The sequence below is a fragment of the Staphylococcus sp. HMSC36A10 genome (assembly GCF_001838845.1).
Lineage (GTDB): Bacteria > Bacillota > Bacilli > Staphylococcales > Staphylococcaceae > Staphylococcus > Staphylococcus aureus.
Window position 1 is genome coordinate 56,209 of record NZ_KV839073.1, and the last position, 26,656, is coordinate 82,864.

Below are 26,656 nucleotides of genomic sequence, written 5' to 3' on the forward strand. Positions count from 1 at the left end.
AAAAAATAGGCAAGTACCGAAGTACCTGCCTAAACAACAACAAGATTAACATGTGAATAATGGAAATAAAAAGTCAGCCCGAAGGCTAACTTACGAATAGATGAAAATTTGAACACATTGCTGTGTCTAAAACGATTATAGCATAAATGACGAATATTTCTAGCTCAAAATTATTATATTTCAATGATAAAATTTTATGGATTTGTTAATGATTATTTAATTGATTTACATAAATAATAATTCTAAAATTACTTTGTAATCGATTGCAAATAAGTTATAGGAGAAAATAAAATGAATAAAAAACTATTAACAAAAACATTGATAGCAAGTGCTTTAGTTTTAACAACAGTAGGTTCAGGTTTTCATTCTTCTTCAAATTATAATGGTATTAATAACGTTGCAAAAGCTTCTGAAATAACAGATAGCGAATTGTGGAAAAATGTAAGAGACGCTTTAAAAGACGCAAATATCATTGATAAAACAGACAAAGAAACGATTAAAGTAAAATATAAATTAAAAAACGGTGGAGAGAGCGAAATTTCTGGGACTGCGAACTTAGATAATCTTAGTAATACTAATAACAGCACCGTTAGTCCTGATAGCGTTAACCGTGTCGATATTACAAGAGTTAATCCAAACGGAAACACAATAGAGACAAATGATGCATGGAAAAAATTAGTAGATAAATTAAAAGAAAAGCATATTGTTAAAGTCGGTGATAAAGTAACTATCCATAGTAAAGATCCTTCTGATGAAAAAGTATATGGCAAGGTAGGAGATCAAGATTCTAATGTAAAAAATAGACTGATTAGTCCTAAAGATATAACTCATATAACAATAGAAAGATAATCATTTTTAGAGGTAGGAAGAAAATAACCTACCTCTTTTCTTTTTATAGGTACAACCTATTAAGCCCACTCAATCGTGCCCCAATATTTTTCATTTTTAATCTTTTGTTCCTTATCAGTAATTCTACACACTGCACAATAGAAATTGTTATTACTAGAGCCCTCACGTTGATATTTGAATCTAATCCACCAGTATCCATCTTTTTTAATGACTTGGTCGAATTTTACCCAATCATCTTTTGTGTATAGCCATGAATCTTCTTCAACGACTGTGCCGGTTAATCCAGCTGTTTTTCTGACTCTTATAGCTTTTTCTGGATTAGGATAAAATACGCCTTTCCAATTCCATGTTATTTTGTCAGCGCTTGGCTTACTACTTGGCGCATCAATTTGTCTGCCGTTAATGGCTTCAGCAATCCGCTTCGTGAAGCTGTCTAAATTGTTTTTAATGTAGTTTAAATCTTTCGTAGATGTGATAAAACCCAATTCGATTAAACGATAATTAAGATTAAGATCAGCAGACACGTTAGCGTTCAATAAATCCCCTCTAGGTGTCACACCTCTTATTTTACCCACTGTTTTATCTAATGCACTACTTAATGCCTTGTCAATGTCATCAGCTGGGAAACGATCGCTAATGATTACATGCCCGCCACTTGCTTGTGGGCTAGCAGAATCTAAATGAAACTCTATGATTGCATCCGGTTTGACTTCGCTTTTAATCCAGTACATGCCATAATCTTTATAGTTTCCAACACGTTGACCGTACAATGTATCTTGATATAAATCTTGATTCATCGAGTTGCCACCGTATAACAATACTGTGTTACCTACTGACTCAAGATACTTTTTCACTCTAGGGATAATATTTTTACGGTTAAAATCTCTTTCGTTTTCTCCATTCGCAACGGCACCTGGGTCGTTAGAGTATGCGCCAATACCATGACCAGCTACAAGCATGATTTTTTTGCCTTTTGATAACTTATCTTGTTTAACTGGTATTACTGCGCTTCTTAGCTTATTAGCAGTCGTTTCTTTTGCATAGAATGGACGAATGAACCACATAGGAAAATCATAGCCGTGTGTGCGTCTTGTAGTAACTTCTGGTGGGCTCCAGTAAGCACCGCCTAGCCAGTTCTGCTCTAAAATAGTTATAGAATCTAACGTAGCGCTTATTACAATACCTACATGACCATAACCACCGCCATAATTACGGTTAAAAATAACGACGTCGCCCGGCAATGCTTGAAACGACACAGTATTTTCGTAAACGGTTGCTTCGTTAGTGAAATCATTCCATGTAGGAATGTCCGCAGCGCCCACACCTTTCAACCTATGATTAAATAAGTAAAGCCAATATTGGTTGGCAGTATCGAAGCATTGACATCCAAATGCATTGTCTGGATTCCACGCCTTACCCTCTAGGCTTTTAAGGTAGCTAATAGCTTGACTGTATGTTCTAACCGACGGCATTGTTATCATCTCCGTTCACTTTAGGTGCGCCACCAGTTGACTGAATGCCAGCTTTTACTTCATAAATTTTTTGTTGCCCTTTCTTAGATGCGTGAGTAAAGTTGTTATTCTTCCACCACGTCCAAATTGAAACAATCCCAGTAACGACTGTGCTTATAAACACTTCGTCAACTGGGATTGGAGAAATATGTTTGATTGCTAAAAACTGATTGATCCATGCGACTATTAATAAAATTGTTCTTACGATTGTACCGATATCCATTTGTTTGCTCCTTTTATCCAAAATAAAAAACGACTAAAAAATTAGTCGTTTAAAATTATTCAATGGTCAATGTCGGAGATCCTGAATAAACATCACTTATAGTGACATACAACATCCCTGAAGGATTACTAAAGTTGATATTTTTACTTGCAACTCCGCTATTGACTCCTGATATTCCTAATTCACTTGACCCTAAATTAGTTTGCGAAATCCTCATTATACCGCTACGTACATTTTCTATTGTCACCTGATAACTTTTATTAGGTTCAACTCCATTTATTGTCCATTTTGCTGTTGAATCTTCTATGCTATCCGGATATTTATTTTTAGGTAAGGGTTTTATTACAAAAGATGAAGGCTTTTTCCATATTTGGATATTTCCAGCATATACTTTTGTATATTCTTCGCCTTCGTAAATAAGCTTCTTTACATTTTTAAAATTACCTTCCATAAAAATCACCCCTTAATTAAATAAAGTGTATTAGGGTCTTTTTGATACAAATAATTATATTCTGTTTCACTGCCTGTCCAAATATTCAGTGACGGCTGCGAAGAACCGATAGGTTGATAAAGTTTATCTGCTTCCTCTTTTGTAAAAGCATTTGATGATAAAAGATAACGTTCATCATGACTGTGATTTATGTCTGATTTTTTTGATAAAGCATTTTCTAATCCTTCAATCTGTTTGATTGTATGACTATGATTTTTATCTGCATACAAACTGTTTAATGATTGCTTGAATCCCTCAAAATCTTCTGTACTAACTTTTGAGCCAATCTGTTGCAATACACTTTCTGAAATAGAGTTGTTTTGTATTGCTTCTGCTAATTCTCTTAATGTATTCATAGATTCAGGCGCGCTATCAACTAGTTCAGCAATTTTTGAATCCGTATACGTTTTAGAGTCGTTGAGAGTTGTATCTTTGATTTTTTCAACTTCTTGCAATTTATTTTCTAACTCTTCAACATTTGCGATATTGATTTTGTCCAATAACTCAGGTTCTGCTTTGATATCTGTATCTTTACCATCAATTTGCCACATTTTAGTGTCAGGATTGATTGATACTACAGTACCGTTTTTACCGGGTGCGCCTTGTTCTCCTTTTTTACCTGCTTCACCTTTTGCTCCAGGTTGTCCTGGTTCGCCTTTATCACCTTTCGCACCTTTAAATCTACTTTCATTCTTTTCGATGTAAGAAATGACATCTTTATCTATTTTCTCTTTAAAGTCTTTGCTCAATAAATCTGTCGCGTTATCTTTTAAAATTCTCGTAATAGCATCATCTACCAATTTAACATCGATTTCTTTTGCTACAGCAGATTCAATGCCACTATCAACGATATTGAAAGAAAAGTTCGCGACATGTATTTTTTCTTCTTCTTTCTCTAAAAACAGCTTACAACGAACATAACCAGCGTGTTTGATAACCTTTTTAGGTATCTTGTAGGTAATGAACCCTTTTACAACATCGTCGATAATAAGGGGCTCATTTTTGAATATAGAGCCATCTTCCATAAACAAATGCAATCTAGGTGTTAAGCCATGTGCTTTTAGATCGATACGACCTTGTTTGTCATTGATACCTATTCTTATAGATGCTGTATTTTCATCTTCAGTGTAAAATCGACAGCCAATGTCACCTAAGTCAACACCATCATTTTTTATTCTCGTTTCAACATCTTTTATTTTGTACATTTATACACCTCTTTATTTATATTTATCTCTTATAAAGTAGATACCTTTTAAGCCGATTTGTTTATATAGCTTAGCGATTGTACTAGCTTGATGTTGGCACCACTCTATAGCAGTAGCGTATTGGTGCGTAGCTGGATTCTTAGGATTCCATCTGATTCTGTACAGTGTATTCTGCCCTTTGTTGATGTAATCCTTTCTTACGAAGCTAGCACCGCCCATGATTGCTTTTGCTGGAGTTGTCCAACCTTTATTCTTAGCAAATTTCATTGCATAATCAGGGTCGTTGTCGAATGCACCAATACCGAAGTAATTATATGCACCGTATCTACCACTAGCGAAGTTACTTGTTCCGTATCCACTTTCTAAGAAAGCGTGCGCGATCAAATAGATTTCGTTAATGTTGTTTTTCTTACAGGCTTCTGCAAATGCTTTGCCTTGTCCGTCTAGCGTTCCTTTCCCTTTGAGTATCTTATTAAGCGCACTAACTGAAACGCCTTGATACTTGCCTAAATTAAGCATTTGATAGCATTGTGTGTTACTTTCCCATATTCGCTTAACATTCATTGCTGAGCTCGTTTGTGCTCGTGTTGCATTAGCCCAGCCCCATGTATGAGATTTTTTCGGGTTACCCCTAGACATTTGTCTATCCAGTGCTTGCTGGAACGTGAACGGACTTTTTTCAGTAACAATGCTTGGTTTTTCGTCTGATGCAGTGGGTCCTCTTGTTGACGCACTGTCAACCGATGTTTTATCACTAATTCTTATTGTTGTTTTTGTAGTTACTTCTTTAATATTTTCTCGTTTCAATATATCTCGTTTGATGTACGTCTCAAGCATTTTCTTTTTGACTTGCTCATACTTTGCGTCATCCGGTATACCTTGCTTAATCAAGTCGTAATTAATTAAATCTTTCATACTACGCCAAATATTAGGGTCTACCTTTAACGTCGTTTCAGATAATTCTTTATCTGTTCCTGACAACAACCATACACCCCGTATTAAAGCTTGTATTTGGTTCATTAAGAATTGACGCTTACTATCTGTTTGACCACCACATACTTCAATAACTAGCCAATTAGGGTGACGCGGGTCATCAAAATTGGTTGGTCTAGCAAGCCATGTAGCCTCTCTATCGACATATAAATGCGGTATTTCATAATCGCTTATAAACTTATTTCTTTGCGTATACAGTTCGTCTACAGAACGCATATGCATTGATTCTTTTATATATAATCCTTGAATATCTGAGCGTTCATCACCCATTACAACTATATGATCAATGAAATGCTCTTCTTTATCTAAAACATTGCTGTAAGCAGTGTATTTTACTGTTTTAACTTCTTTAAATTGCGGTTTCTTCGCTTCGCCAGTAATTGTTGAGTCATTGGCTTTTGATGCTGAACTTGTATCAGTACTACTAGGTTTGCTAGTATCTTTTGAATATGGAGGCCTGACAAAGCCTGTAACACTTACATAAGGGTGTCTTACTAAACTTCCCGGAGAACCTGTCCAACTATTAGAATTAACCCAGTTTTGGTCAACGCTATAAAAATAACTTTTATTAGATGGTCCTACTACTATTGCGGTGTGTCCGTCCGAACCTATTCCGTTGCCAGGGTGCCAAACTGCGATGTCTCCAGGTTCCGGTACAAATCCAGATGAATAACGATAGAATCGGAAACCCTTAGGATATCTGTAATTAGCCATATCCTTAGCATTGCCCCATGTTACAAAACCCCAATATCTTTTAAAAATAAAGTTAGGTGTATCCCAACATTGACTGCCCCGATAATTATCTATATTAATCCTCTTACCAATATTCGACTTTGCCCACTCCACCACTTCACTAGCTGTAGGCTTTCTAGTCTTTGGGTTAGGTAATCCCATGTATGCACCTCATTTCAATCAAAATAAAAAGCCAGTGCCGAAGCACTGACTCTTAACTGTTATTTACATTTACCAAACCAGAAGCACGCCCAGAAGCTATATCCTAAAATCCCTTTAAGCATGGTAATCACCTCCTTTAAATACCAAAAATAGTTCTTAGTAAAGCTATGACAATCGTACTGAAGATAGTCCCTATCAAACCTAGAATCCACATTTTTATGTCTCTAATATTCTTGGCATTCTTTTCTTTATTCTTTTCTTCTTCTACCTTGTCGCGCTTTAATTCTTCAAAATTTCTATCTAATTTGTCATAAATCTTTTCTTGCGCTCTAAGACTATCTTCTATTCTGTCGAATTTTTCAAACATAGTCTTATCATTTTCTTCTAATCGCGTTAAACGCCAATCTTGTTCATGTCGTTTGGTAAATCCAAACATTATGCCACCCACTTTATTCAAATTAAAAAGCCACAAGCATTACACCTGTGACTTTTCATCTTTTGTTTCTGGATATTTTTCTCCAGTGATTAAAGCGTATTCTTCTTTATCGATTAAACCCTTGTCTACGTACCACTTAATTTGCTCGTTTTTATAGTAACCCCAAACATAAAAAGTTTTAATGTCTTTAAAAGTTGGATAAATCATCTTCATTATTTAAACGTCCCCCTCAGTACTTGTTTTGTTAGTTTTCAGTTCAGTCAACTGTTGTGTTAACATAGCGTTTTGTTGAGCTAATTCCATTGTTAATACGTTTACTTGTGCCACCTGCATTTGCATACTCGCAACCATTCCGCGAAGTTCCTCATCACTTAAATCTGACGCACTTTGTTGGTTTGATGCATTCGGTACGTCTTCTTTTTCGAAATTGCTATTGTATTTAATTTCGCCGTTAGTGAAAACGAACTTTCTAGGTTCGAACTCTTCTTTGAATTTGATAGGCACATTGTTATCGTCTACATCTAAACTATTGCGTAAACCGCCAGTATTAACGTATCCGATAACTTCGTTTTTATCATTTACTGTGATTTTCATTATTTCCACCCCACAATTTTATTTATCGTAACTCTGTTTGCATTAGCACCAGAACCTGTTTTACTGCCTAAATCAAGGTACACATCGTTATCGATTTTTAACGTCGTACCACTTTCTTTAGTTATTAAGCATTCATAACTACCACCACCGTTACCGTCTGAGTCAACTACATTTGTTTTACTTAATTGAATCGCATTTGGTATAGAGGTTAAACTGAATGCTTCAATAACACCACCTGGATAAGTACCGCTTATGAATAGAATTGCATAATTTGTATAAGCTTCGGTTAAATTAATCCTTGTTCCTACACCGTTTGCAGCACCGTCGAATAACACGGCTGTTTTATGTTCGTTAGGTGTAGCCCATTGTGAATCTAATCGACCATTGGTGATTGATCGTGTATAAACTTTTTTAGAGTTTGAAGGTGTGAAGTTGAATAACTTATTTGCATCATCTTTAACAAATACTGATAAGTAGCCTTCGTAACTTTCAACAATACCTGGTAAATCAGGCACACTTGTTACGTAATAATTCCCAGCGCCCAATGCTTCTAAATTACCTTTAGCGTTATATAAGTTCTTTTGGATTGATTGACCGTTATGTTCTGTTAACTTATGTTGTTGCCAACTTATACTTTGTAACTTACCATCTACATACTGTTTAGCTTGATTCAGTGTGTTGTTAGATATTTCTTCAACAAATTGCTTAGTTAAGTTTCCATCATTCTTTTTATAAAACGGGTACCACGTGCCGTAGATTTTGTATTTTGTGTACTCATCGTTTGAATCATCTGGGTACCATGTTCCACGAGCAGTATTATTATCAACAACATAAACAACTAACACACCAGATTTGCTTGATGTATAAATTGATTCATCGAACGAAGAACCGTCATCAACACCATCTTGTCCGGGCTTCTCTAACGTGCCTATATCCGCCTTTTCTGGCGCATCTTTTGCATTAGTAATATGAATAATCATAGATGAGTTAGCGTGTCTTAAAACAGCTTCTATTGACTGTTCAGATGATTCGATCGCTTTACCGTAATCATCAGTAAGTTTAGACTTTTGCCAATTTGTTGTTGAATTACCTTTAACAAGGTCAGCGCCATTGATTTGTTGTTCAACTTCGTTAACACGTTCAAAAATCGCTTGCTCTTTATCAACAATTTTCTGGAACTCGCTATTTATATATTGAACGGCTTTGTCTTGTGTTGTTGTAATCATCTGTACCGCTTCATTTTGTTTGATTTCTAATCTTTGAATACCTTGATTAATACGACTATCAATTTCAGTAACCAACGATTTTGTATCACTCAAACTTTTCTTTAAGTCCTCAACTTCTTCTTTAACACTTTCTGTTAAGTCCTGAATTGATTTGATATAAACTAGCTTTGTTTTACCGTCAAAATTACTAATTAGATCATTCTGGATATTGAAGCTAAATTGACGCTCTACAATTACGTTATTGCTACCGTTTTGAGTAAAATATGCTTGCGCATGTACTCGTCCAGTGTATTTTAAAAACTCGTTAGGGATAACATATTGCATTCTTCCGTTAATTGCATCAACAATTGTAAGGTCATCACTAATATAAGCGCCGTGTTCATCGTCGAAGTTATCCGTCTTAAGCACAATGCTAGTCATCGCATTATGTTTACTGATTGATAACGGCTTGTTATTCTTAGTTACTGCAAAATTTAAAACACCAGTTCCTCTATCTGATTCATAGAAACTGATGTTTGTGTCAATAACCGGATTATATTGTGATGTTGTTTGTAACTCGATTAAGTTATCATCTTTCGAAAAATTATCTACTACCATTATTCAACCACCTTTCCTTCGAATAAACTCCATTTACCAACGCCACCAGTACCAAAGTTTCTAACTAAAAATTGATGTGCAGACGGGAAGTTATTACGTCTTAATACTTGTGTTGTGTTACCTGGTGTATTCGATTTTACTTCTAATATCCAACCTGCAATACCTTTAAAGTCTTTAGGAAAATCAGTAAATCGTTTTGATTCTTCAGTAGTGATATAGAAATCTAAACCAACGATTTTTAAATCTGATAATTTTGTAATACTCTTAGGGATATGTTCCCAATAACCGGCGTTTTGCGGACAGAAATTCCATGCTCCGTTGTTTTTCTTATTGAAAATGTCAATGACACGTTCGAATTTAAGCATATTTCTACCTGTGCTGTTTCTGGTAAGTACTTGTCTTAGAGCACCATTATAGTGTCCAGGCAGTACATCAAAGAACCAACCTGCATCTCTAAACGCTTTCGGTAACGGGAAATCTAACGCATTTTGTGTGTCTTGCGTATAGATATAGTAATGACCAACTTCGGTAACATCACTTAGATATGCTGGGTTTTGCACTGGTAATGGTTTAACACGCCCACCTGAATCAGTCATCGATACCTGAGGTGCAATGTTTTTTAAGAATTGGTTAACACCTCTTTGGCCGATAGAATAAATTGAGTGATGTCTGTTGTTACCTGGTCCAATAGTTACCCCGATTAAAAGTGCTTTACGTCCTGTTTCTAGATCGTAATACATATCTAGACCCTCAGCCTCTTGGAAATCTCCTTTAAAGTTGTTATTCACACCGCCTATATCGATACGACGTTTAAATAACAATTCTTTCGTTTTGATATCAAAGCCTTGTAAGTAATTAGGATTAGCCGGATTAGAATCGCCAGTGTAACAATATAAGATACCCGCATCATAAGCAATACCTTGCATAGGTTGCGTACCTGATGTGTATTGCATAGGGATATCCATTTGGTACAGTACTTTGTCTATACCTTTATCAATATCGTCAGCACTTCTTACTTCAACAAAATTTAATGCGTTCTTAGCTTGTTGTTCAGAAGTTTTATATTCACGTCTAAAAACCATTAAGTTTTCTATAGGATTATAAATTGCTGACGTATATCTATCGTTAAATACGTTTGGCATGACGTCTTGCATTTCGTTGCCATACGTCATTTCTCCGCTTTTGTATTTAAAGCGTACAAACTTGTTGTTATTGTTAGCGTCTAACACTGCTGAATAGATCCACAATTCATTGCCGATATATCTATAGGCGTTGTGTGTGCCGTGACCGCCATTTTTAACAAGCAGTCTATCAATAAATTGTCCATTAGGCTTCAATCTAGATAACATGTAATGATTGCCTGGACGAGCTTGTGTCATATAAATAATTTTCGTTCTAGGGTCTACCCAAAATGATTGCATTACTGCATTTGTATATGGCGATAAATCTGTGATGAATTCCGGTTCTTGCTCTTTTGGTTCAAATCGGTATTCTGTAGCTCTATATTCTTTGTAATTATCATCAACTGACTTTTTAACTGTTTTAGTGAATTCGTCTAACGTTGCATAATCATGATACAAACGATCTTGTAATGTTGGGTGCGCGTATCCTGTATTATCAACACGTGCGTCTTTAACCTCGTTGATACCGTCGCCGTTATGGCCTAGTACCATGTTGCTGAATCGACCATTTAAATAAGCTAAAAAGTCTGAGACACTACCATTCAAATATTTAATTTGGTTGGCTGTGTGCGCATATATTTCTTCTTTTTGATGATATATAAACATCTTTTCAAGTTTACTCATTCCATTATCAAGTAATCGATAGTTGTACTCATGCTGAGCAACTACTTTTTCGCCAGTGATAGAATGCAAACTTGTTATTAATCCGTAAGCCATTGGTTGCCTCCTTTAGTCGTAAAAACTGTAATAATCCTTGATTAACTCGTACATAATAACCTCGTGACCTTTTTCGTTAGGGTGTAAGCCGTCCTCCATGCTCGCTTTCCTAAAAGCTGGATTGTATGGCTTAAAGTAATCTGTGTGATATGCGTCAAACACCGGCACATCTAACTCACTACAAGCTAATATTTGAGCGTTTACATAGTCCTCAAGTGTTAACCCTAGTTTGTTTTTGTCTGTGTCTTTACGGCGTATCGTTGTACCACTCATAGGGCATTGTCTTGTAGCTGTCATCACTAGTATTTTTGAATCCGGATTATTCTTTCTAATAACTTCAATTGCAGAACAAAAGGCACCGTAAAACGTTTTAGTGTCCGTTTTATCAGTGCCTATCGGTACGCCTGCCCAATAATCATGCAACCAGTCATCATCTGTACCTTGTAATATGATTAGGTCGCCTCTTATTTGCTCTGCTTGTCTATAAATGCTGTTTTCTACCGCTTCTTTACCTATTGGAACTGTTGCCATTGTTGCGCCACCTCTTGCAAGGTTGGTCGTTTTAGCTTTTAACTTCTTGCCTAACATTTCTGTGAAATTAGTTTTTGCGTGCGATCCTCTAGCTACAGAATCGCCAATCGTTCCAATAGATTTGATATTTCTTATACTTGATTGACTCGTAAAGTCGTACATAATCGTGCCATTCGCAGTTGTAACTGTTTTAGTACTCATCTTATCGACTTTTGCGTTTATTTTTTCATTCTGCTTAACTAATTCATTATTTATAGATAAACTAGCGTTAACTTTAGCGTTTAGTTCTCTCAAGTACTTAGCTGGGTCTGACTTAGTTGTTTTTACATTCTTAACATAGTTCGTAGCTTCATGGATAGCTTTTCTATATCTGTCACGCATTGTAAAATCGCCTAATACTACATCTTGTTTAATAATGTTATTGTACGCATCTCTATGTGTAGTGATTTCGACTATTCTCACTAAATCGTTATAGCCTATAGTTGGTTCAGCTACTCTTACAATATCGCCAATTCTAGGGTTAGCCTCTGGAAAATGCTCAGGCTGTGCTACGAAGTCCAAAGAAATAGAAGCAGTGACACTTTTCTTTATCACTAGCTCCATTGATTTTTTCAAAACATCTTCTTTTTTTATGCGTCCATCTATTAACGGAGGCGCTTCCCTTTTACCAATCAGTTGTGCTAATGGGTGTGTGAATTCGAATTGTAACCCAGCCTCTGTAAAAGTTTGCTGACCGTCAAAGTCGCCATAACCTCTTATATATGTGTAGCATTTAGAAGCATCTTCTTGAATTTTGACGTTATCAGCATTTACACCTGATTTAATATAGTAGTTTGCTACTTTTGATAATTCGTCATACAAGTGAAATGTTTTTGTTTTAGCGTCGTACTCATATTCGAGATGATAGCGTTCAAGTCCTTTTTTGAATATCTCAAGTCTTGTGTCTCCCTTGCCTAATCCCTCGAACTTTGATGCGTCAACCTTAGTGTGCAATACGTACTTATAACTAGTTCCTTTAAATACAGTGTTAAAAAACTCTACGCCTGTGAAACTTTCGTTATATTCTTGGTAAATCCTAGAATTGTTTAGATCATCTAATTCTTTTTGTCTCGCTTTGATACTAAGTTTGATTTTGTTTCCGATTGTTGATTTATCAAGCATTACTATTACATATTCGTTGAGGTCATCTTCCCCCTTTACGTTTGTGATAGTCCACATCTTTGTAATAGCGCCGATTGCGTCGAAAGTGCTGGCATTTTCTATCATATCAATGTCTAACGTGCTATCTTCATTCAATTTTTCGTTTAATTTTGTATTAACATGAATCGCATGACCGACGCCTTGCAAACTTTTTAATAATACCGGCATATGCTACTCCTTATCTGTAATATAATTTGTGTCTAAAGACTATCTTTTTCATAAGTCTGTTGGCTTTAAAATGATTCCAACCGGGATACAACACCGGTTGTTCTAACGTTTTGTTGTATAGGTCAATATTTAAATTGCCTCTATATGTGTGCTTGTTATCAAAAATGATTTTATCGCCTGCTTTTAAATCGACATCTTTAATTACTGAGATGTTTCCTTTATCCGTATAGAAAGTGAAACCGTCTTTATCATCAGCTTTAACATCTTCGGCTAATTCAATTTCAACTACATTGAATTGGTTGAACTGTGTTAATGCTACATCTCCGTTGTAATAGACATCTCCAGAACTCGTGTTATAGAATGTCATTTGTCTACTTCTATCATTTTCATTTAGTGCTATTCTGTCCGGAACTGACCATTTTTCTAAATCGTTATCACTTTCTAAATCAGTGCTATAGCCAATACTTTCAAAGAAAGGCAATTCAGTCGTCTCAAAAGTCAACGTGATTTCTCCTGATGTCTTAGTTGTGTCAAAAGATACTTCGCTAACTAATCCAACGAATAGTTGTCTACCGTCAACATAATCTAATTCAAATTCTTGTTCTAATGGTTCGAACATATTTTCAAATTTGATAGTGTTATCCGGCGTCGCCAATTCTCTTAGGTAAAAGCGACCATAAAACAATGTTTGAATGTCTGATTTAAGATGTGAGGCATAAGCAATCTTAGGTACTTCATACCTCAATCTTAATTCAACTTTTTTATATTCTTCTTTAGCGTAATTGTGAAAACGTCCATCAACTCCATCTAAAGGCGAATAATTCCTTTTGTAACCCGAACCGATAACATTGTAATCAAGCACTCTTAAGTGTTTGTAAGTGTGAGGATTGTCACTGACGCGATACTTCACACCATTTTTAATAATTTCTACATCATGGGCTATCAATAAACAAACCTCCCTTACATTAAGTTGAAACTACCATCTTTTGCATCCATATCGTCAATGTGAGATTTAATCATGTTTAGATCGCCCTCGTTTCTAACAGTTACATTAACAATAGGTCTGTTATTTTCTTTCATGCTATGTTGCACATCATTTGTCATATGGCCGTCAACGCTTGGTGTTAAACTGTCGTTGAATCCATCTGTCAACGTTGAACCTAACTCACTTGTGAACGTTTTACCGAAGCTAGTAGCCATTACTTTAGCTTGTGATACCGCTAAACCTTTACCTAAACCACTACCTCCACCATGTCCACTTACGAATGAAGTTACTGAGTCCCACGCTGATGAAATCGCATCGCCTACCGCGCTTACTACTTTGTGCGCAGCGTTAGCTACACCTTCTGCCACTTTGCCGATTAATTCCGCTCCGGCATTTAAAAAATCGCTGAAAAAGCTTTTAATCTTATCAAGCGCGTTTTTCATGCCGTCGCCTACATTTGAGACAACTCTTTTAAATCCATCAGCTACTTTACTTGCGAAACTTGTAACAGTATTCCAAATATTAGAAACCCATTCAGAACCTTTTGTGATAATAAAGTTTAGTGCTTGTCCCATTTTTTCGGCCACACTCGAAGCAACACGACTAAACCAACTTGTAACACTGTTCCAAATACTGCTAACAAAATTAGTGATTGTACTCCATATCTGTGACCAACTTGTACCAAACATAGAAAGTGTTCGATTCATTACGCCAGTTAAAAAGCCGATGATTGACTCCCAAACTGATTGCATGTATTGCCAAATCGTATCAAGTACATTGGTAACCGTAGTTTTAATAGTCTCCCAAGCACCCGAGAAGTCGCCAGTAAGCAACTGAATTAAAGCAGTGAACAAACCAACTATGATTTGGACTGCCACGGATATCACTGTTCCTATGGCTTGGAACGCAATTGTAATTAACGTCCACAAACCTTGTATGATATTCATAACGTTTGTGATGATACCTATTACCAAAACACCTAAAACTTGCATGAATATTTGTCCTAATACTTGTAATATAGGCATTATCGGTTGTAAGGTAGATTGGATTTTGCCCCACAATTCAGTTAACCAGCCAACTACACCTTGAATCGCACCAGAAACCGCCGTTTTAACACCGTTCCACGCTTCAGTAATAGTGTTTCTGAAATTCTCGTTTGTTTTCCATAAATAAACTAGGACACCGATAAATGCGCCAATTACTGCAATTACCGCTAAAATAGGTGCTGAAATCGAACCGAAAACACCCATTAACAATTGCATAGCTCCAGTAACTAGACTTGATGTTCTAACAAAACTTAAAATCTGTTTGATGACGCCAAATAAGCTCAAACCAAACACATTTGTAAGCACACTACTTATAGCAACAATCGGAGCCATTAAAGCCCAAAATACACCGCCTAAAATACCCATAACGCCAGCAACTTGTGCTATAGCTGGGTGTGTCTCGAATAGTTTAGCGATAAATCCAGCTAGATTAGTGATGAAATCTAACAACTTACTAGCTATAGGAGCCATTGCAGTGCCAAATGCTACTAATGCTTTTATGATGTTACCGATTAATTGCATAATAGTAGGACCATTCTCTTGAACGTAACTTATAAAGTCTTTGAACCCTTGTGATTGTCCTACTTGTTCTGACCATGCTCTAAATTGAGAAGTTAATTTAACTAACCAGTCAAAAATGTTAGAACTGTTTTGAGCAAAAGCAATCATTAAATTACCAATACCAGCAAATACATTGCCAAATATCTGACCAATCTTAGGTAAGTTAGTTGTAGTGTAATCAATAAAAGCTTTAATAGCATTCTGACCAGCTACACTATTAGCCCAATTTTGGAAAGCTATAGACATGTTCTGTAGTCCTTGAGACACAAATTTGAACAACGGCATTAATTGAGTGAAAATGTTAACTAATCCGTCGCCAAATCGTCCTGCAGCGTTCAATAAATCTCCGAAGATTGCGCCACCTATGCTATTCAATGCTTCAAATGCTTTCTTAGCTGTTTCGGAATGTTTAACCCAATTCTCAAATTCGCGTGCGTTTGCTTCAACCAGCATAGATACTTCGGATAAGAATGGTTTTAATTGAGACATCGCACTTGTAACGCCTCTGATACCCGCTGACATCGCATTAAAGATACTTGCTTGATTCTCTTTTACAATGCCTTGCCATGTAGTTTTTAACTGATCGCTCGCATCTCTAAAATTTTGAACTTCTTTTGTTACTGCTAACGTTCCATCTTTTACCATTTTTAGTGCAGTAATAGCCATTGCACCGAAGCCAACCGCTCCAACACCAGCTACAGAGAATGCACCAGCAAGCCCAATAACACCACCACCTAATACACCAACGGCATTAAGTACTGCCATAATTGCCGGAACTAATCCAGCAATTACTGGTATTAATGCTTGTATACTAGCAATCATTAAACCTTTGACTTGTTGCGCAAAGATAGTACCGAAAGTTCTAATATTTGATGCGATGCCATCCATTGTTGATTGATACTGATCTAATGCTCTTTTACCTGCAGTCAATGCTACTTGCATTTTCGACATTCCGGTTGTATCAAAATCTAATTTAACAGTGTGTTTGCGCCAACCAGCTAACATCGCTTTAGAAGTCGCAACATTTCTTTTTAATCCGCTTGCGTCGCCGTCGATTTCAACTTTTTTACGTCTGATATTCGATAGTTCTGCTTTAACAAACGATATGACTTGTTTTACTTTGCTAGCGTCTGCATCGATATTAACTTTATGTTCTCGCCAACGTTGAGCCATCGATTTAGCTCGCGTTAGCTCTCTTTGGTAGTCTCTTATGTTTGCTGTAACTTCTGTCTTGATTTCGTCCGGTATATCAGTTTTAGCCATACGTTGAGCAGTTCTAATATTCCTTTTAAAATCACTGATTATAGCTGTAACACGAGCCAGAAAATTCTTTTCCATGCCTAACCTCCTTTATGACTTGTTTTTAAGCTGTTAAGGAACTTGCGAGTCCCTTGTTTTTGTATTTCTCTTTTACGTTTGTTTTTAGCTAGCTCACGCTGTTTCATTCTTTCGTATTCATCTTCTTGACCACGAATAATGTAATGTTCTCTTTCGTTCTGCCTAACAAAACGTTTTAGTGATTTACCAGCTTGAGCAACCGCATTATATTGAGCGCCGTACAACGCAATGTCTCTTTGGTCAATCAATGCTTGTCTAGCGCCAATAATCCAGTCATTCCATTCGGCAGGTAGCATGCTCATTAGCTCGTCATTACTCATATAACCTATGTAACGACTTGTCATCTGCCTTATTTCCGAATAGTCTAATAAGGTGCTACGGTCATGATTTCTTTGTAGTTGTTCTTCATCATCTCGATACCAGCTTTCGCGCCCTCTTTCTCGTCTTCTTTGGCTAACGATGGCGCTTGGTTCATCTGTGTCCAGAATAGACGTGATTTCTGCTTGAAAAAACCGCTATTATTCATTACGTCCAACGCACCCTGTAATAGATTTAACGTGTCGTTTTCTCTTTCGATGATTTCCATGATTTCCGCTTCAATGTCTTCTCTTTTAGGTGCACTTTTACCTAGATAAGCTGTTGCGCATTCCCAAAAGTCTACAATTGCCACTGTGTCACGTTCTAATAAAGCATTGTAAACATTAGTAAATCCTGAAATCGTTTGTTTTCTGCCTTTATTATCTTCTTGTTCAGTTGCAAACTTTTTAGCGGTTTTATCGAACATAAATGTTGCTTTTGCTTTCACTTCTTCATTGTTAATTGTTAATGATGTAATTGGATTAAAAGTTGTTTCAGTCATATTAAATACCTCGTTTATCGTTATTTTGTACAAAAAAATAGAGGGCTAATGCCCTCGTTAATTACATACTTAAATCGCTACTGCCAGCAGTTGTTTTTTTAGTTCGGTTTTCATAACTATCTTCATAAGCGTTCATGTCTTCGAATTCAACAACTGGAGCCAATGCGCTAGGGTTAAGCCATTCTTTTGGTAAATCATTGATTGTACCGTCTGCACTATTGAACTTAACTTTCGCTGTGATTTCGATTTTGTTATCTTCATCATCAAATGACCATTCGTGCTCTTCGATAACTACATATGCGAATACACCGTGATGTTTGCCATCGCGTTTTTTCGTTTCCCAAATCCAAACACGTAACTGTTTGAATTGTTTAACTGATTCTTTTAATGCTAATTGACCTTTATCTCCCGGAACGACATCAAGCGTCAACTTGATTTCTTCTTCGACAGAGTTACGGCTATAATCTTTTTTACCGCCTTGAATGATTTCAGCAAGGTCATTACTGATAGTATGTCCACCCTCTGCTAAACTACCTAAAAGCGTTGCTTCTTCGATAGTTAGCTTCTTAGCTAAATCCTTATCAGCGATTTGGAGAGCGACAATATATTTATCCTGCGCCATTCGTTACACTCCTTTGTAATGTGTTATGTCTGTATTTAAAAACAAGCCGAATGATACCGTGTTTAGTGTACTGATCTATGTCAGTAATCACTTCTTGTGTATCAATTCGACTTTTAATGAATGAATAATAATCAATTTCTATTTCGTTATTTAAAACGAAGCCTAAAAATTGAATTATTTGTGATGCCTCATCTCTATTACGTGCTTGACTATAAACATGCAACGTGATGCCGACATCTTCGACCATGCTCGTGGTCGTTTCTTTGTTAGTGACGTTTGTTTCACCCACAACGATATATGGGTAAACAGCGTCTTTCTGAACGCAATCAAAAACCCTACCGTCCAATTGTTTTTGGATAATAAGGTTACTTTTTAATTTGTTATATACTTTGTTAAATAAGTACCGTTCAACTGATACCCACATATCTTAACCACCTCATGAAAAATACTTATTAAAGAATGCTCGTCCAGCGTCTATTGCCGGCTCCCAAAAAGGTTGAGCATGTTGTCCTTTAGTAGTGTGCCACTTACCGTTTGCATCTTTGTATGACCACGGTATCTTTTTGGCTCTACTACCTCCAGCACCTGTTGCATATATACCAGTACCATAATTGACATATATTGCGTATTCACTACCAATATTAATAACACCAGTAAAACCGCTGTCTTTAAAGTCCATTGTTACACTTTCTCTAAGATATCCGGTATCAACTGGCATTAATGAAATGATTGTATTGTGAATCTTAGCAGTTGTCTTTGCTATACCTCGTTTGACCCATCGCTCCATGTCTCGCTCGTAATTTTCCAACTCTTTTACTAAGTCCCAATTACCATACTTAACCTTTGCCAATAGGTCGCACCCTCAATCTAGTTAAATTGATTTCATGTTGTCCGCCTTGGTCGACCGGTTCGCCTACAACTTCGTACGTTTTACCCTCGTAATTAAATAAAGTTTTGTTTGTTATTGGTATGTGGTACGGCGTATATAGGTTTCGGTCAAAGTCTTTGCTCATCTGATGAAATTTGAGTGTCTCACTTGATGTAGGTGTGTCCATAAACCCTTTAATTGTTTCGTTACTTTTAAAACGCTCGTATTCTTTGGGATATGTTCCTACGACTTCAACCTCTCCAATTTCAATTGTGTGCGGAAACTCATCAAACGGATTAAACATATCGCTTGCCCCAGCTTAATTTACGATAAGGTAATAAATATGCATAAGCACTACTAGGTATGTCAGTTACATAGGTATAACTCACAGTGCCCATCGTGCGTGCTGAGATATTGCCGGTTGTACCAAACTTGATACATTCAGCAATAAACTTCTTAACACCCGACGGCACTTCTTTGTCATCAAACTTCTGATTACAATAATCTTCTGCAACACTTTTATATTCTTCAATAAGATAATCGATTTGCTCATCGTTAGACGAATCATTGAGTGAAAGTCCATTAATCATTTTGACGTCTTTTGCGTCCATTACTTAACACCCTCTAAAACTTTGATAAGCTCGTCTTTTTTCATATCACTATACCCTTTAATTTCACGCTTTTTAGCAAGTTCTTTTAATTCTGATACTTTCATATCAGATAAACTTTTTTGCTCGTCAGCGCTCGCCTCAGACTGTTCTACTTGCTTGTCTTCAACAAGTTTAATAGCGATTAAATTACGGCGGTTGTTTGTTGTAGATAATTCAGTGAATCGTTCTTCTGACACTTCTAATCCATCACGTGGGTAAGTGTCTCCCACTTGATATTCATGTCCGTTGTCTTGTGCATCTTCAAAACGTTCGATTACTTTATACATACGTCACTACCTCCCATTACATTTCTAAGCTTCCAGAACCTTTAGTGATTTTCACTGCTTTAGATTCATCATATAAATAAGCTACATAGTGCTTATCACTGTATAATGCAGTTGTTTTTGTTGATGCGTCACGCGCTACTTCTAAGAAGAAATCACGTTTCAAGATTAATTTAACTGCACCTTTTTTAGCTAGAATAGCTGTGCCGGCTTCTAACTTGTTAGTACGTACAATGATAGCGCCTAGAGCTTCGCCAAACGCACCTTTAACGATGATGTCATCGCCTAATTCGGTTGCACGCGTAAAGTTAGTTGATGCATCTCCACGTAATTTACCAGCATCAAGTGGATTGATAAATAAAACCATTGGTTCTAAGTCTTCATCGTTAAATTTGTCGATTGCTGATTGTAAGCCGTTTAATTTAGTGATGTCCGCATTAACAGTAAGTTTAGCTCCCATTAAAGCCTCTAATACGTCATTATCAACTTTGTTAGCGTGTGCCAAACCATGTTGACGTACTTGTTCGCCTTGTGGGTCTCCATAACCACTTAATAAAGCCTCATCTGTGATAGATGTACCTTTAGCAATTTTACGGATTTTAGCCTCACGTTTTTTAGTTTCTAAGATATCAGTTGGGATTTTTTCTCCCTCTGCAACTACTTGTGCATCTCCGCTATAAACGAATGCTGGGAATGTCAAAGTGTCTCCCGGTTGTCCTTGTAATGTGCTATCTACTTCTGCAAATGAAGCGAAACGCAATTTCTTTTCGAGTTGCGCTTGCATCATAGGCGCTAATACTTCTGGAATGATTTGATTACTTGTTTTAGTAATTCCTTGTGGCATACTTATACCTCTCTCTTTGTTTAATTTTGATTAACTAATTTTTCGAATGTCTCACGATCGTTCAAATACAATTCGTTACGTTCAGCGACACTCATGTTGTCAAACCTTTCTTTCGTTACACCTGAGTCCGGATTGCCTCCGCCTTGTGGTGTTTTACCTACAGGCTTAGACGACGCAAATAAATAAGGTTTAGACTCTTTAAGCGTTTTAATCGCTCCATCTAAACCTTTTACAGTGCCGTCGTCTACTAATTCCAGTTCATCTTTATTGATGAATGCTAGAATGTCGTTAGCGTCATTTGCTTCTTTAGCAACCGCTAACTTAACTGCGTTATTAAGTTGTGTTTCTTTATACTTTGTCTCCCACTCTGAATTTTGATTCTTTAATTCTTCGAGTTCTTTTTGAATCTCGCTATCATCTTTAACAGAGTCTTGCAATTTGACAATTTGTTTATCACGTTTAGAAATCTCTTCTTTTAACTCTTCAATTTCGGTATTCTTGTCGTTCAATCTTGAACGTGGTACCATTCCCGATTTTGATTCGTCAATCGCATCAATTACTTTCTGCTTATCGATTTCTCCGTCTTTAAATTGTCCTAACAATGTGTATAAATCCATTTAAACTACTCCTTTTTACGAGTTTTACGTGCAACGCCACGAAGAATTTTGGTATAAAAAGAAGCAGTTTAACGACATGCTAAGGTCGAGTAGTAAACTACTTTCTTTTACGTTTATATTTCTCCCACTCACGATAAGTCATTTGTGGTATTACTTCGGTTGTGCCATCATCTTTACGCACTCTCGTTGTACTAGGCAAATCATCTTCATCAATGTAATACATAAGCTTACAACGACAGTTGATGTTTTCTTTTGCACTATTCACACCAACAAACAACTTAGGCGCCTGTCCAACGCAACCGCTCGACTTGAACGGTTCGTCTATTTTCTTCTTAGCACCGTCTAGATGTCTGTGTGTGTCTCTTGTACGTGTATCTTTAGTAGCTTGCCAATACTTATACATCTGTAAGCCATTCTTTTGAGCTACCAATGCACTATCGAGTCCAGCTTGAGACATCGCTCTGCCCGCTTCTGTACGAGCTACACGCAACGATTGAGCTTTAGACATACCAATATCATCACGGATTGCTTTCGCTATTTTAGAGTAGCCCTCTCCGCTCATAATGCCTTGTGTGATATGTAAGCGTATCTTTTTCAGTACTTCATCACGATGCTTCTGTAGTGTCGGTACTAATCGAATGAACTCAATAGGTTGTTCAATAGCCGATGTGATAACTTCTTTGCTAGGAACATCAAATTGCATAGATGTTTGACTTGCCGTCTCGTATAAATAAAGGCTCATAAGGAACTTTTCTATATAAGCGTCTTCCTGCGACTTCTGAACCATCTTAGCTACTTGCCTATAGTCATCAGTCAACATTGTACCTATACGAGTTAACTCCTTATTGAGCCTGTTATATTTATTAAATTCAGTCCATGTAACATACACATCATCACTTTGATACTTCTCAAACATATCTGCGATGATTTGTTTTATCTCTTTAAGTCGATTAGCAAATAGTTGTTCTATAGGCTTCTCAGCTTTAGAGATTAGACTGTCGATATACTCATCAATATCATTCTGATTCTTTATTGTTAGATCTTTCTTGTTGTTGGGCACCGTCAGCACCTCCGTCATCTAAATTAGGCAGTTGCTTGTTGTACTCCATTTGTTCTTGTTCTATTCGTTCGAGTTCTGCTTGCAAATCTTCGACAAACGGGTGATTTTCTAATACTGTTTCATGGCTTACAATTCCCATAGATTGTTGAGCTGTTTGTACTTGTAATTCTGTGTTCGCTACTTTGTTGTAGTTGAAACTAATATCGACATCTTTATGTTCTCCTTTGATATCGAAGTGCTCAAACACAAACCAAAGCAACTCCTGTATAGCAACTTTAGCTTTGCGCGCTAACTTATCTGCTTTCAAGTTTAAGTTAGTATATAAAAACTCCAACGCAACCCCACTTGGAGCCGAACCGAATTTGTCAGAACTAAAGTCAACCGCTTGACCAAACAACATTATTTTTTGATATAACTCATCTAAATACTTTTTACTGTTTTCAACTGGTACTTCTACCTGTATTGTGTCGACACCCCCGTTATCCGATACTTTTATCGCCCCGTAATAACGTAGTAACCGTTTGAATTCTGGCAACTCTTGGTCATCATAGTTCGTTAATACATACGTTAATTCGTTTGAATCTTTAAAAGTATTGGATAAATCGGATAATCGCCTGTTATAAGCATCAATCAATGTTTTATACATAAATATATCTGATATTTCTAAATCGTTATTTTTGAATGGAATAAATGGAATCTTACCCCATGACCCTGTACTAAAATGCGTTTTTGAATTCTCCAAATTGTTAGAGTAATCCGGAATAAGCGAGCCGTTTTCATAAACGTAGTAATTAACAGTTACTTTATCCCAGTATTCAACTTTAGTTTCATTTTCCAATTTATACATCCTGATAAACGCCTCTAATTCTTCGTGCTCTTTATCAGTCCATATAGGAATACCTTGTTCCGCCGGTACTCTAAATAGCTTAAATTCTCCCTCTTCATCAAGGTAAGGATGCAACCATTCAATACCTTTATTGCTAGCTCCTGTTAGTACACTGTGTAACTTATCATCAAATCTATTACCTAAAACTTCATCAATACGTTTAACTACTTCATCATCTGTATGTTTAAAAGCGATAGGCTTCCCTACAATATAAGAAACTTTTTGATCTACTAGGTTAGCATGGAAGTTGGTAATCATTCTGTCATCTGGTTTCAATGGGTCAACTGCTCCTGTAGCATCAACCGGCTTGGGTTCCTTAACAATATCAGGGCGTTGCTCATAATATTCTTGACCTATTGAGATTTCAGGTAACTTCTCCAAATGTTGTTTTATATATCTGACAATCATTTCTTCTAGTGTTTCTGGCTTATTGTTAGTCCTCACAATAGCATCAAATATTTCTGTTTGTGTTGGTTGGCTAGGGTACAAAATATTACCTCCTTTAATTAAAGCCTGTGCCACTTGGCTTATTAGCTGTATAAACTGCATATCTTAACGCATCTAATGTGTCATCGTTTAATTTAACTGGTTCGTCTGCATTATCTTTCCAAACGTAGTTGTATATTTCTTCTTTAAACAAACTAACTTTTTCTTTGATAATGAATATTTTATTTAACTTGAATAACCTAGAAATAACTTCAATGCCAGCAATAACGGCTTTGTCAGCATATCTTGCTTTTATCTTCTCTCTTCTAAATCGTTCAATATGTTCAGGTCTAGCTGTATCACAATAAAAAAGAATATCGCCATGCCTTTTTATAACTCCTTTAGCAATAGCTACCCAGTCATCTATCTCTTTATGTCTGTGTGCGTGTTCTTCAATTACGTACTTGTTTCCGTCAAAGTCTTCCGCTACAACCATAATAGAACCATAATGCTCATATCCCCAGTCGACGCCTGCATATTTCCTTTTTATTTGTTTAGTTTTAAATTCTTCTTCTTTGATGTAATGAACTTTTTCTTTGAAATCTTTATATACAACACCTTCAGCAGAAACCCACTTACCATAAATATCACGATCTGTGAACATTCCTGTTGGTGTACTTGCGATAATCGATTCAATATATTCTTCATCTAAAAATGTATTGTCAAACAAAGTAAATTGGAATGCTTTGATATTTAGTCTTCCATTCGATAACCGTTGACCACTCTTATCAATGTAATCTTTTTTAACTGGATGCATCGGGTTTTCGGGGTTGGTATCAATTAATATCCTCGCGCCTTTGTAACTACAACGTGAGAATACCTCTTTAATAAACATATTGTGTAATGCTGTCCCCTCGTTTAAAAAAGCACCTGCTGAAGTAAAACCACGTGCTTTTTTCCATGCATCCGAGTTTTGTCCGTCGAATACATACACTTTATTACCAAATATTTTGACTGCGTTAGATTTATCAAGTGTCAACTCTCTACCTAGTATTAACTCCATATCATCTAGTATGTTACGTCTGATAGATGCTTGTGTCGCTCCTCCGATAATGAAGTTAAGCCCCTTGTCTTTATAAGTAGCTATGTGCATTAAAAAAAGCAGGATAAATACATATGTTTTACCTGCCCTCTTCGCACCACTCGCTATTAATACTTTGGGTTTATCGTTTATGAAGCAGTTCCAGACTTCTTGTTGTTTCGGGTTTAACATTTCATTAATCATCATTAACACCCGCTAACTTAATAAGTGCTTTAGCAACTTCTGCTTCTTGTGAATTATTTTCTGATTTATCCATTTGATCGATTTTTTTCTCAAGCATCTTGATTTCAGTTTCAATCTTTTTATTAGTCAGAACTTCATTGCCTAACGTCATTCTATTCATGCCGTCCAAACTAGCGAGGAATGCATCAGCTGTCGCTTTCTTCACTCCCTCTATTTCAATATCGTTCTTCGCTGTATTCTTTAGCCACTCATACTCTTCAAAAGCCTTTTGGCGTGTCCATTTTGATTGCTCAGCTACTTCTTGACGAAGTTCTTCGTACCTTATTAAAACCTTATTATTTTTAGCTACCGTGCTCGCTTGCATGTCTATATATGATTCACTTTTACCTTTGGTCGAATACCCTGCGTCAATATAAGCTTTGCGTTGGCTCTTGCCCTCGATGAGTCCCAATACAAACTTTTCTTGCTTCGGTGTTAATTTAATCAATTGTTTTCACTGTATCACACGCCTTTACGTTAATTACTCTAGTTATTTAAATACAAAAATGCCCCTACATCTTGTGCAGGAGCTACGTTCAATAAATGTGAAAGGAGGAAAATAGTTATGACTCAAATTGCAAGAATTAAACTACCCACCATATAGGCAGGTAGTAAGTGATTAATAGCGTAACATATCATCTTTTATATGTTTGTCACTTCTCAATCACATCGATGAGAACATCTGTTGTGGCTATTACCCCACGTCTTAAGATAATTCTTACAAGTCAATTATATAAAATTAATTCACAGTTTAAAAATAGTGTCATTTTCGTCATTTCTGTCATTTTTGTCATTTTCGTCACTGTAGTAGATAAATCTTTTCTGCCAACTCATCACGGCGTGCTAAGAAGTTGTTTCTATTCAATTTAGAGTTAGGCATCTTCTTGATAATTGCGTCCCTGTTATAACCTTTCTTCAATAACTCTAAGAAACAAAAGTCAACGTGCCCTAATCTCTGTTGTGATTGATTTATAAACTCAACCTCTTTTAACATCTGCGCATACCTTTTATTTGCTCTCTCAAGCCTCACAACAACGTCTTCAACCTTACTTGAGTTTTCCCCTTGTGGTTTTGGTAACGCTGCTTGTATGCCATATTGTGCGATTGAATTGCTATCATATTCCGGTATTACATCAGCTAACACATTACACTTCATTTTATGTGTGCCTATCATATTAACTATTGACTCTTTGCTATACATCTACTCTGACACCTCCGCCCTCATCAAATCAGACTGATCGCTCAACTTTGCGAAGTCACTCGGCGCCTCTGCATCATCATTAGCCGTCATCATAATATATACTTGCTCAGTTACATACTTGCCTAGCTCATACATCGCTAGTAAGAATAATAATCTTAGTATTTGTTTAGTCATTTCCCACACTCCCTTATATTTTCAAACAACTGCCCTAATTTAATAACTGCATTTCTTTTAACTTGTGCCTCGTACTTCTCTTTCGCTTCTTCTTTA

The 26,656-nt window shown here is 36.5% G+C and carries 30 protein-coding genes and 1 pseudogene; 1 reads left to right on the top strand and 30 read right to left on the bottom strand.

Annotation, left to right across the window (positions count from 1 at the left end; genetic code table 11):
• Positions 1-291 precede the first annotated feature (291 nt).
• Positions 292-849: a DUF4888 domain-containing protein gene (locus HMPREF3247_RS02010; RefSeq protein WP_070866175.1), complete on the top strand. Its 558-nt coding sequence runs from the start codon at positions 292-294 to the stop codon at positions 847-849.
• Between the two features lie 59 nt (positions 850-908).
• Here the strand turns inward: HMPREF3247_RS02010 and HMPREF3247_RS02015 are convergent, their stop codons facing one another.
• From HMPREF3247_RS02015 to HMPREF3247_RS02160, 30 genes and pseudogenes are all read right to left on the bottom strand, one after another.
• A complete protein-coding gene (locus tag HMPREF3247_RS02015; RefSeq protein WP_070866176.1) occupies positions 909-2,321 on the bottom strand; it encodes an N-acetylmuramoyl-L-alanine amidase in 1,413 nt (470 codons plus the stop codon).
• Positions 2,308-2,583 carry a phage holin gene (locus HMPREF3247_RS02020; protein ID WP_000351119.1) on the bottom strand — a complete coding sequence of 92 codons (276 nt, stop codon included), beginning with the start codon at positions 2,581-2,583 and terminating at the stop codon, positions 2,308-2,310. Before HMPREF3247_RS02020 ends, HMPREF3247_RS02015 begins: the two co-directional genes overlap by 14 nt.
• Positions 2,584-2,638: 55 nt before the next feature.
• A complete protein-coding gene (locus HMPREF3247_RS02025) occupies positions 2,639-3,034 on the bottom strand; it encodes a hypothetical protein (protein ID WP_001576757.1) in 396 nt (131 codons plus the stop codon).
• A 5-nt stretch (positions 3,035-3,039) separates the two neighbouring features.
• On the bottom strand, positions 3,040-4,278 hold the full coding sequence (locus tag HMPREF3247_RS02030) for a BppU family phage baseplate upper protein (protein ID WP_070866177.1): 1,239 nt from the start codon (positions 4,276-4,278) through the stop codon (positions 3,040-3,042).
• 12 nt (positions 4,279-4,290) lie between these two features.
• Positions 4,291-6,165, bottom strand: a complete 1,875-nt coding sequence (locus tag HMPREF3247_RS02035) for a glucosaminidase domain-containing protein (protein WP_021286114.1) — start codon at positions 6,163-6,165, stop codon at positions 4,291-4,293.
• 136 nt (positions 6,166-6,301) lie between these two features.
• On the bottom strand, positions 6,302-6,601 hold the full coding sequence (locus HMPREF3247_RS02040; RefSeq protein ID WP_025174924.1) for a DUF2951 family protein: 300 nt from the start codon (positions 6,599-6,601) through the stop codon (positions 6,302-6,304).
• A gap of 39 nt (positions 6,602-6,640) precedes the next feature.
• Positions 6,641-6,814, bottom strand: coding sequence for an XkdX family protein (locus tag HMPREF3247_RS02045; RefSeq protein WP_000782200.1), 174 nt, complete (start codon positions 6,812-6,814; stop codon positions 6,641-6,643).
• A gap of 3 nt (positions 6,815-6,817) precedes the next feature.
• Positions 6,818-7,195 (bottom strand): DUF2977 domain-containing protein, encoded by a 378-nt coding sequence (locus tag HMPREF3247_RS02050; protein ID WP_000705910.1) that lies wholly within the window; start codon positions 7,193-7,195, stop codon positions 6,818-6,820.
• Positions 7,195-9,018: a phage baseplate upper protein gene (locus tag HMPREF3247_RS02055; RefSeq protein ID WP_000259607.1), complete on the bottom strand. Its 1,824-nt coding sequence runs from the start codon at positions 9,016-9,018 to the stop codon at positions 7,195-7,197. Before HMPREF3247_RS02055 ends, HMPREF3247_RS02050 begins: the two co-directional genes overlap by 1 nt.
• Positions 9,018-10,916, bottom strand: a complete 1,899-nt coding sequence (locus HMPREF3247_RS02060; RefSeq protein WP_070866178.1) for a phage baseplate protein — start codon at positions 10,914-10,916, stop codon at positions 9,018-9,020. The genes HMPREF3247_RS02055 and HMPREF3247_RS02060 overlap by 1 nt, the downstream gene beginning before the upstream one ends.
• A 12-nt stretch (positions 10,917-10,928) precedes the next feature.
• Positions 10,929-12,815, bottom strand: coding sequence for an SGNH/GDSL hydrolase family protein (locus tag HMPREF3247_RS02065; protein WP_001144705.1), 1,887 nt, complete (start codon positions 12,813-12,815; stop codon positions 10,929-10,931).
• A gap of 10 nt (positions 12,816-12,825) precedes the next feature.
• Positions 12,826-13,761, bottom strand: a complete 936-nt coding sequence (locus tag HMPREF3247_RS02070) for a phage tail family protein (protein WP_000560199.1) — start codon at positions 13,759-13,761, stop codon at positions 12,826-12,828.
• A gap of 14 nt (positions 13,762-13,775) precedes the next feature.
• Positions 13,776-16,745, bottom strand: coding sequence for a phage tail protein (locus HMPREF3247_RS02075; RefSeq protein ID WP_000414238.1), 2,970 nt, complete (start codon positions 16,743-16,745; stop codon positions 13,776-13,778).
• A gap of 2 nt (positions 16,746-16,747) precedes the next feature.
• Entirely contained in the window at positions 16,748-17,089 is a 342-nt protein-coding gene (locus HMPREF3247_RS02080) for a hypothetical protein (protein ID WP_000204079.1), read from the bottom strand.
• A gap of 20 nt (positions 17,090-17,109) precedes the next feature.
• On the bottom strand, positions 17,110-17,604 hold the full coding sequence (locus HMPREF3247_RS02085; RefSeq protein WP_000141084.1) for a tail assembly chaperone: 495 nt from the start codon (positions 17,602-17,604) through the stop codon (positions 17,110-17,112).
• 61 nt (positions 17,605-17,665) lie between these two features.
• Entirely contained in the window at positions 17,666-18,226 is a 561-nt protein-coding gene (locus HMPREF3247_RS02090; protein ID WP_000046067.1) for a hypothetical protein, read from the bottom strand.
• Complete coding sequence (locus HMPREF3247_RS02095) at positions 18,213-18,650, bottom strand: DUF3168 domain-containing protein (protein WP_000270194.1); 438 nt, start codon at positions 18,648-18,650, stop codon at positions 18,213-18,215. The genes HMPREF3247_RS02090 and HMPREF3247_RS02095 overlap by 14 nt, the downstream gene beginning before the upstream one ends.
• A 12-nt stretch (positions 18,651-18,662) precedes the next feature.
• On the bottom strand, positions 18,663-19,076 hold the full coding sequence (locus HMPREF3247_RS02100; RefSeq protein WP_001151336.1) for an HK97-gp10 family putative phage morphogenesis protein: 414 nt from the start codon (positions 19,074-19,076) through the stop codon (positions 18,663-18,665).
• On the bottom strand, positions 19,063-19,398 hold the full coding sequence (locus tag HMPREF3247_RS02105; RefSeq protein ID WP_000482988.1) for a phage head closure protein: 336 nt from the start codon (positions 19,396-19,398) through the stop codon (positions 19,063-19,065). Before HMPREF3247_RS02105 ends, HMPREF3247_RS02100 begins: the two co-directional genes overlap by 14 nt.
• Positions 19,391-19,705: a phage head-tail connector protein gene (locus HMPREF3247_RS02110; RefSeq protein ID WP_000338934.1), complete on the bottom strand. Its 315-nt coding sequence runs from the start codon at positions 19,703-19,705 to the stop codon at positions 19,391-19,393. The genes HMPREF3247_RS02105 and HMPREF3247_RS02110 overlap by 8 nt, the downstream gene beginning before the upstream one ends.
• Complete coding sequence (locus tag HMPREF3247_RS02115) at positions 19,705-20,031, bottom strand: Rho termination factor N-terminal domain-containing protein (protein WP_000278802.1); 327 nt, start codon at positions 20,029-20,031, stop codon at positions 19,705-19,707. Before HMPREF3247_RS02115 ends, HMPREF3247_RS02110 begins: the two co-directional genes overlap by 1 nt.
• A 16-nt stretch (positions 20,032-20,047) precedes the next feature.
• Positions 20,048-20,872, bottom strand: a complete 825-nt coding sequence (locus tag HMPREF3247_RS02120; RefSeq protein WP_001135533.1) for a N4-gp56 family major capsid protein — start codon at positions 20,870-20,872, stop codon at positions 20,048-20,050.
• A 20-nt stretch (positions 20,873-20,892) separates the two neighbouring features.
• The gene (locus HMPREF3247_RS02125; protein ID WP_048657600.1) at positions 20,893-21,489 is read right to left on the bottom strand and encodes a phage scaffolding protein; all 597 of its coding nucleotides are present in this window, start codon (positions 21,487-21,489) and stop codon (positions 20,893-20,895) included.
• A gap of 97 nt (positions 21,490-21,586) precedes the next feature.
• Entirely contained in the window at positions 21,587-22,567 is a 981-nt protein-coding gene (locus HMPREF3247_RS02130) for a phage head morphogenesis protein (RefSeq protein ID WP_044119665.1), read from the bottom strand.
• Positions 22,506-23,924, bottom strand: coding sequence for a phage portal protein (locus HMPREF3247_RS02135; protein ID WP_001807199.1), 1,419 nt, complete (start codon positions 23,922-23,924; stop codon positions 22,506-22,508). The genes HMPREF3247_RS02130 and HMPREF3247_RS02135 overlap by 62 nt, the downstream gene beginning before the upstream one ends.
• A 13-nt stretch (positions 23,925-23,937) precedes the next feature.
• Positions 23,938-25,146 (bottom strand): PBSX family phage terminase large subunit, encoded by a 1,209-nt coding sequence (locus tag HMPREF3247_RS02140; RefSeq protein ID WP_001807202.1) that lies wholly within the window; start codon positions 25,144-25,146, stop codon positions 23,938-23,940.
• Complete coding sequence (locus HMPREF3247_RS02145) at positions 25,139-25,633, bottom strand: terminase small subunit (protein WP_000594085.1); 495 nt, start codon at positions 25,631-25,633, stop codon at positions 25,139-25,141. Before HMPREF3247_RS02145 ends, HMPREF3247_RS02140 begins: the two co-directional genes overlap by 8 nt.
• A 351-nt stretch (positions 25,634-25,984) precedes the next feature.
• On the bottom strand, positions 25,985-26,386 hold the full coding sequence (locus tag HMPREF3247_RS02150; RefSeq protein ID WP_070866179.1) for a hypothetical protein: 402 nt from the start codon (positions 26,384-26,386) through the stop codon (positions 25,985-25,987).
• Positions 26,387-26,560: a transcriptional activator RinB gene (rinB, locus tag HMPREF3247_RS02155; RefSeq protein WP_000166075.1), complete on the bottom strand. Its 174-nt coding sequence runs from the start codon at positions 26,558-26,560 to the stop codon at positions 26,387-26,389.
• A pseudogene (locus HMPREF3247_RS02160) lies at positions 26,557-26,656 on the bottom strand (DUF1381 domain-containing protein); the annotation flags it as partial. The gene rinB and the pseudogene HMPREF3247_RS02160, both read right to left, overlap by 4 nt.

What these genes read in the sequence shown, in the direction of transcription:
- HMPREF3247_RS02050 (WP_000705910.1), bottom strand. Translation starts at nt 7,195, where the DNA reads ATGAAAATCACAGTAAATGATAAAAACGAAGTTATCGGATACGTTAAT.
- HMPREF3247_RS02020 (WP_000351119.1), bottom strand. Translation starts at nt 2,583, where the DNA reads ATGGATATCGGTACAATCGTAAGAACAATTTTATTAATAGTCGCATGG.
- HMPREF3247_RS02045 (WP_000782200.1), bottom strand. Translation starts at nt 6,814, where the DNA reads ATGAAGATGATTTATCCAACTTTTAAAGACATTAAAACTTTTTATGTT.
- HMPREF3247_RS02080 (WP_000204079.1), bottom strand. Translation starts at nt 17,089, where the DNA reads ATGACAAGTCGTTACATAGGTTATATGAGTAATGACGAGCTAATGAGC.
- HMPREF3247_RS02030 (WP_070866177.1), bottom strand. Translation starts at nt 4,278, where the DNA reads ATGTACAAAATAAAAGATGTTGAAACGAGAATAAAAAATGATGGTGTT.
- rinB (WP_000166075.1), bottom strand. Translation starts at nt 26,560, where the DNA reads ATGACTAAACAAATACTAAGATTATTATTCTTACTAGCGATGTATGAG.
- HMPREF3247_RS02125 (WP_048657600.1), bottom strand. Translation starts at nt 21,489, where the DNA reads ATGGATTTATACACATTGTTAGGACAATTTAAAGACGGAGAAATCGAT.
- HMPREF3247_RS02025 (WP_001576757.1), bottom strand. Translation starts at nt 3,034, where the DNA reads ATGGAAGGTAATTTTAAAAATGTAAAGAAGCTTATTTACGAAGGCGAA.
- HMPREF3247_RS02095 (WP_000270194.1), bottom strand. Translation starts at nt 18,650, where the DNA reads ATGTGGGTATCAGTTGAACGGTACTTATTTAACAAAGTATATAACAAA.
- HMPREF3247_RS02075 (WP_000414238.1), bottom strand. Translation starts at nt 16,745, where the DNA reads ATGGAAAAGAATTTTCTGGCTCGTGTTACAGCTATAATCAGTGATTTT.
- HMPREF3247_RS02065 (WP_001144705.1), bottom strand. Translation starts at nt 12,815, where the DNA reads ATGCCGGTATTATTAAAAAGTTTGCAAGGCGTCGGTCATGCGATTCAT.
- HMPREF3247_RS02090 (WP_000046067.1), bottom strand. Translation starts at nt 18,226, where the DNA reads ATGGCGCAGGATAAATATATTGTCGCTCTCCAAATCGCTGATAAGGAT.
- HMPREF3247_RS02055 (WP_000259607.1), bottom strand. Translation starts at nt 9,018, where the DNA reads ATGGTAGTAGATAATTTTTCGAAAGATGATAACTTAATCGAGTTACAA.
- HMPREF3247_RS02130 (WP_044119665.1), bottom strand. Translation starts at nt 22,567, where the DNA reads ATGACGGAGGTGCTGACGGTGCCCAACAACAAGAAAGATCTAACAATA.
- HMPREF3247_RS02085 (WP_000141084.1), bottom strand. Translation starts at nt 17,604, where the DNA reads ATGACTGAAACAACTTTTAATCCAATTACATCATTAACAATTAACAAT.
- HMPREF3247_RS02035 (WP_021286114.1), bottom strand. Translation starts at nt 6,165, where the DNA reads ATGGGATTACCTAACCCAAAGACTAGAAAGCCTACAGCTAGTGAAGTG.
- HMPREF3247_RS02105 (WP_000482988.1), bottom strand. Translation starts at nt 19,398, where the DNA reads ATGTTTAATCCGTTTGATGAGTTTCCGCACACAATTGAAATTGGAGAG.
- HMPREF3247_RS02110 (WP_000338934.1), bottom strand. Translation starts at nt 19,705, where the DNA reads ATGGACGCAAAAGACGTCAAAATGATTAATGGACTTTCACTCAATGAT.
- HMPREF3247_RS02120 (WP_001135533.1), bottom strand. Translation starts at nt 20,872, where the DNA reads ATGCCACAAGGAATTACTAAAACAAGTAATCAAATCATTCCAGAAGTA.
- HMPREF3247_RS02060 (WP_070866178.1), bottom strand. Translation starts at nt 10,916, where the DNA reads ATGGCTTACGGATTAATAACAAGTTTGCATTCTATCACTGGCGAAAAA.
- HMPREF3247_RS02040 (WP_025174924.1), bottom strand. Translation starts at nt 6,601, where the DNA reads ATGTTTGGATTTACCAAACGACATGAACAAGATTGGCGTTTAACGCGA.
- HMPREF3247_RS02010 (WP_070866175.1), top strand. Translation starts at nt 292, where the DNA reads ATGAATAAAAAACTATTAACAAAAACATTGATAGCAAGTGCTTTAGTT.
- HMPREF3247_RS02140 (WP_001807202.1), bottom strand. Translation starts at nt 25,146, where the DNA reads ATGATTAATGAAATGTTAAACCCGAAACAACAAGAAGTCTGGAACTGC.
- HMPREF3247_RS02015 (WP_070866176.1), bottom strand. Translation starts at nt 2,321, where the DNA reads ATGCCGTCGGTTAGAACATACAGTCAAGCTATTAGCTACCTTAAAAGC.
- HMPREF3247_RS02150 (WP_070866179.1), bottom strand. Translation starts at nt 26,386, where the DNA reads ATGTATAGCAAAGAGTCAATAGTTAATATGATAGGCACACATAAAATG.
- HMPREF3247_RS02115 (WP_000278802.1), bottom strand. Translation starts at nt 20,031, where the DNA reads ATGTATAAAGTAATCGAACGTTTTGAAGATGCACAAGACAACGGACAT.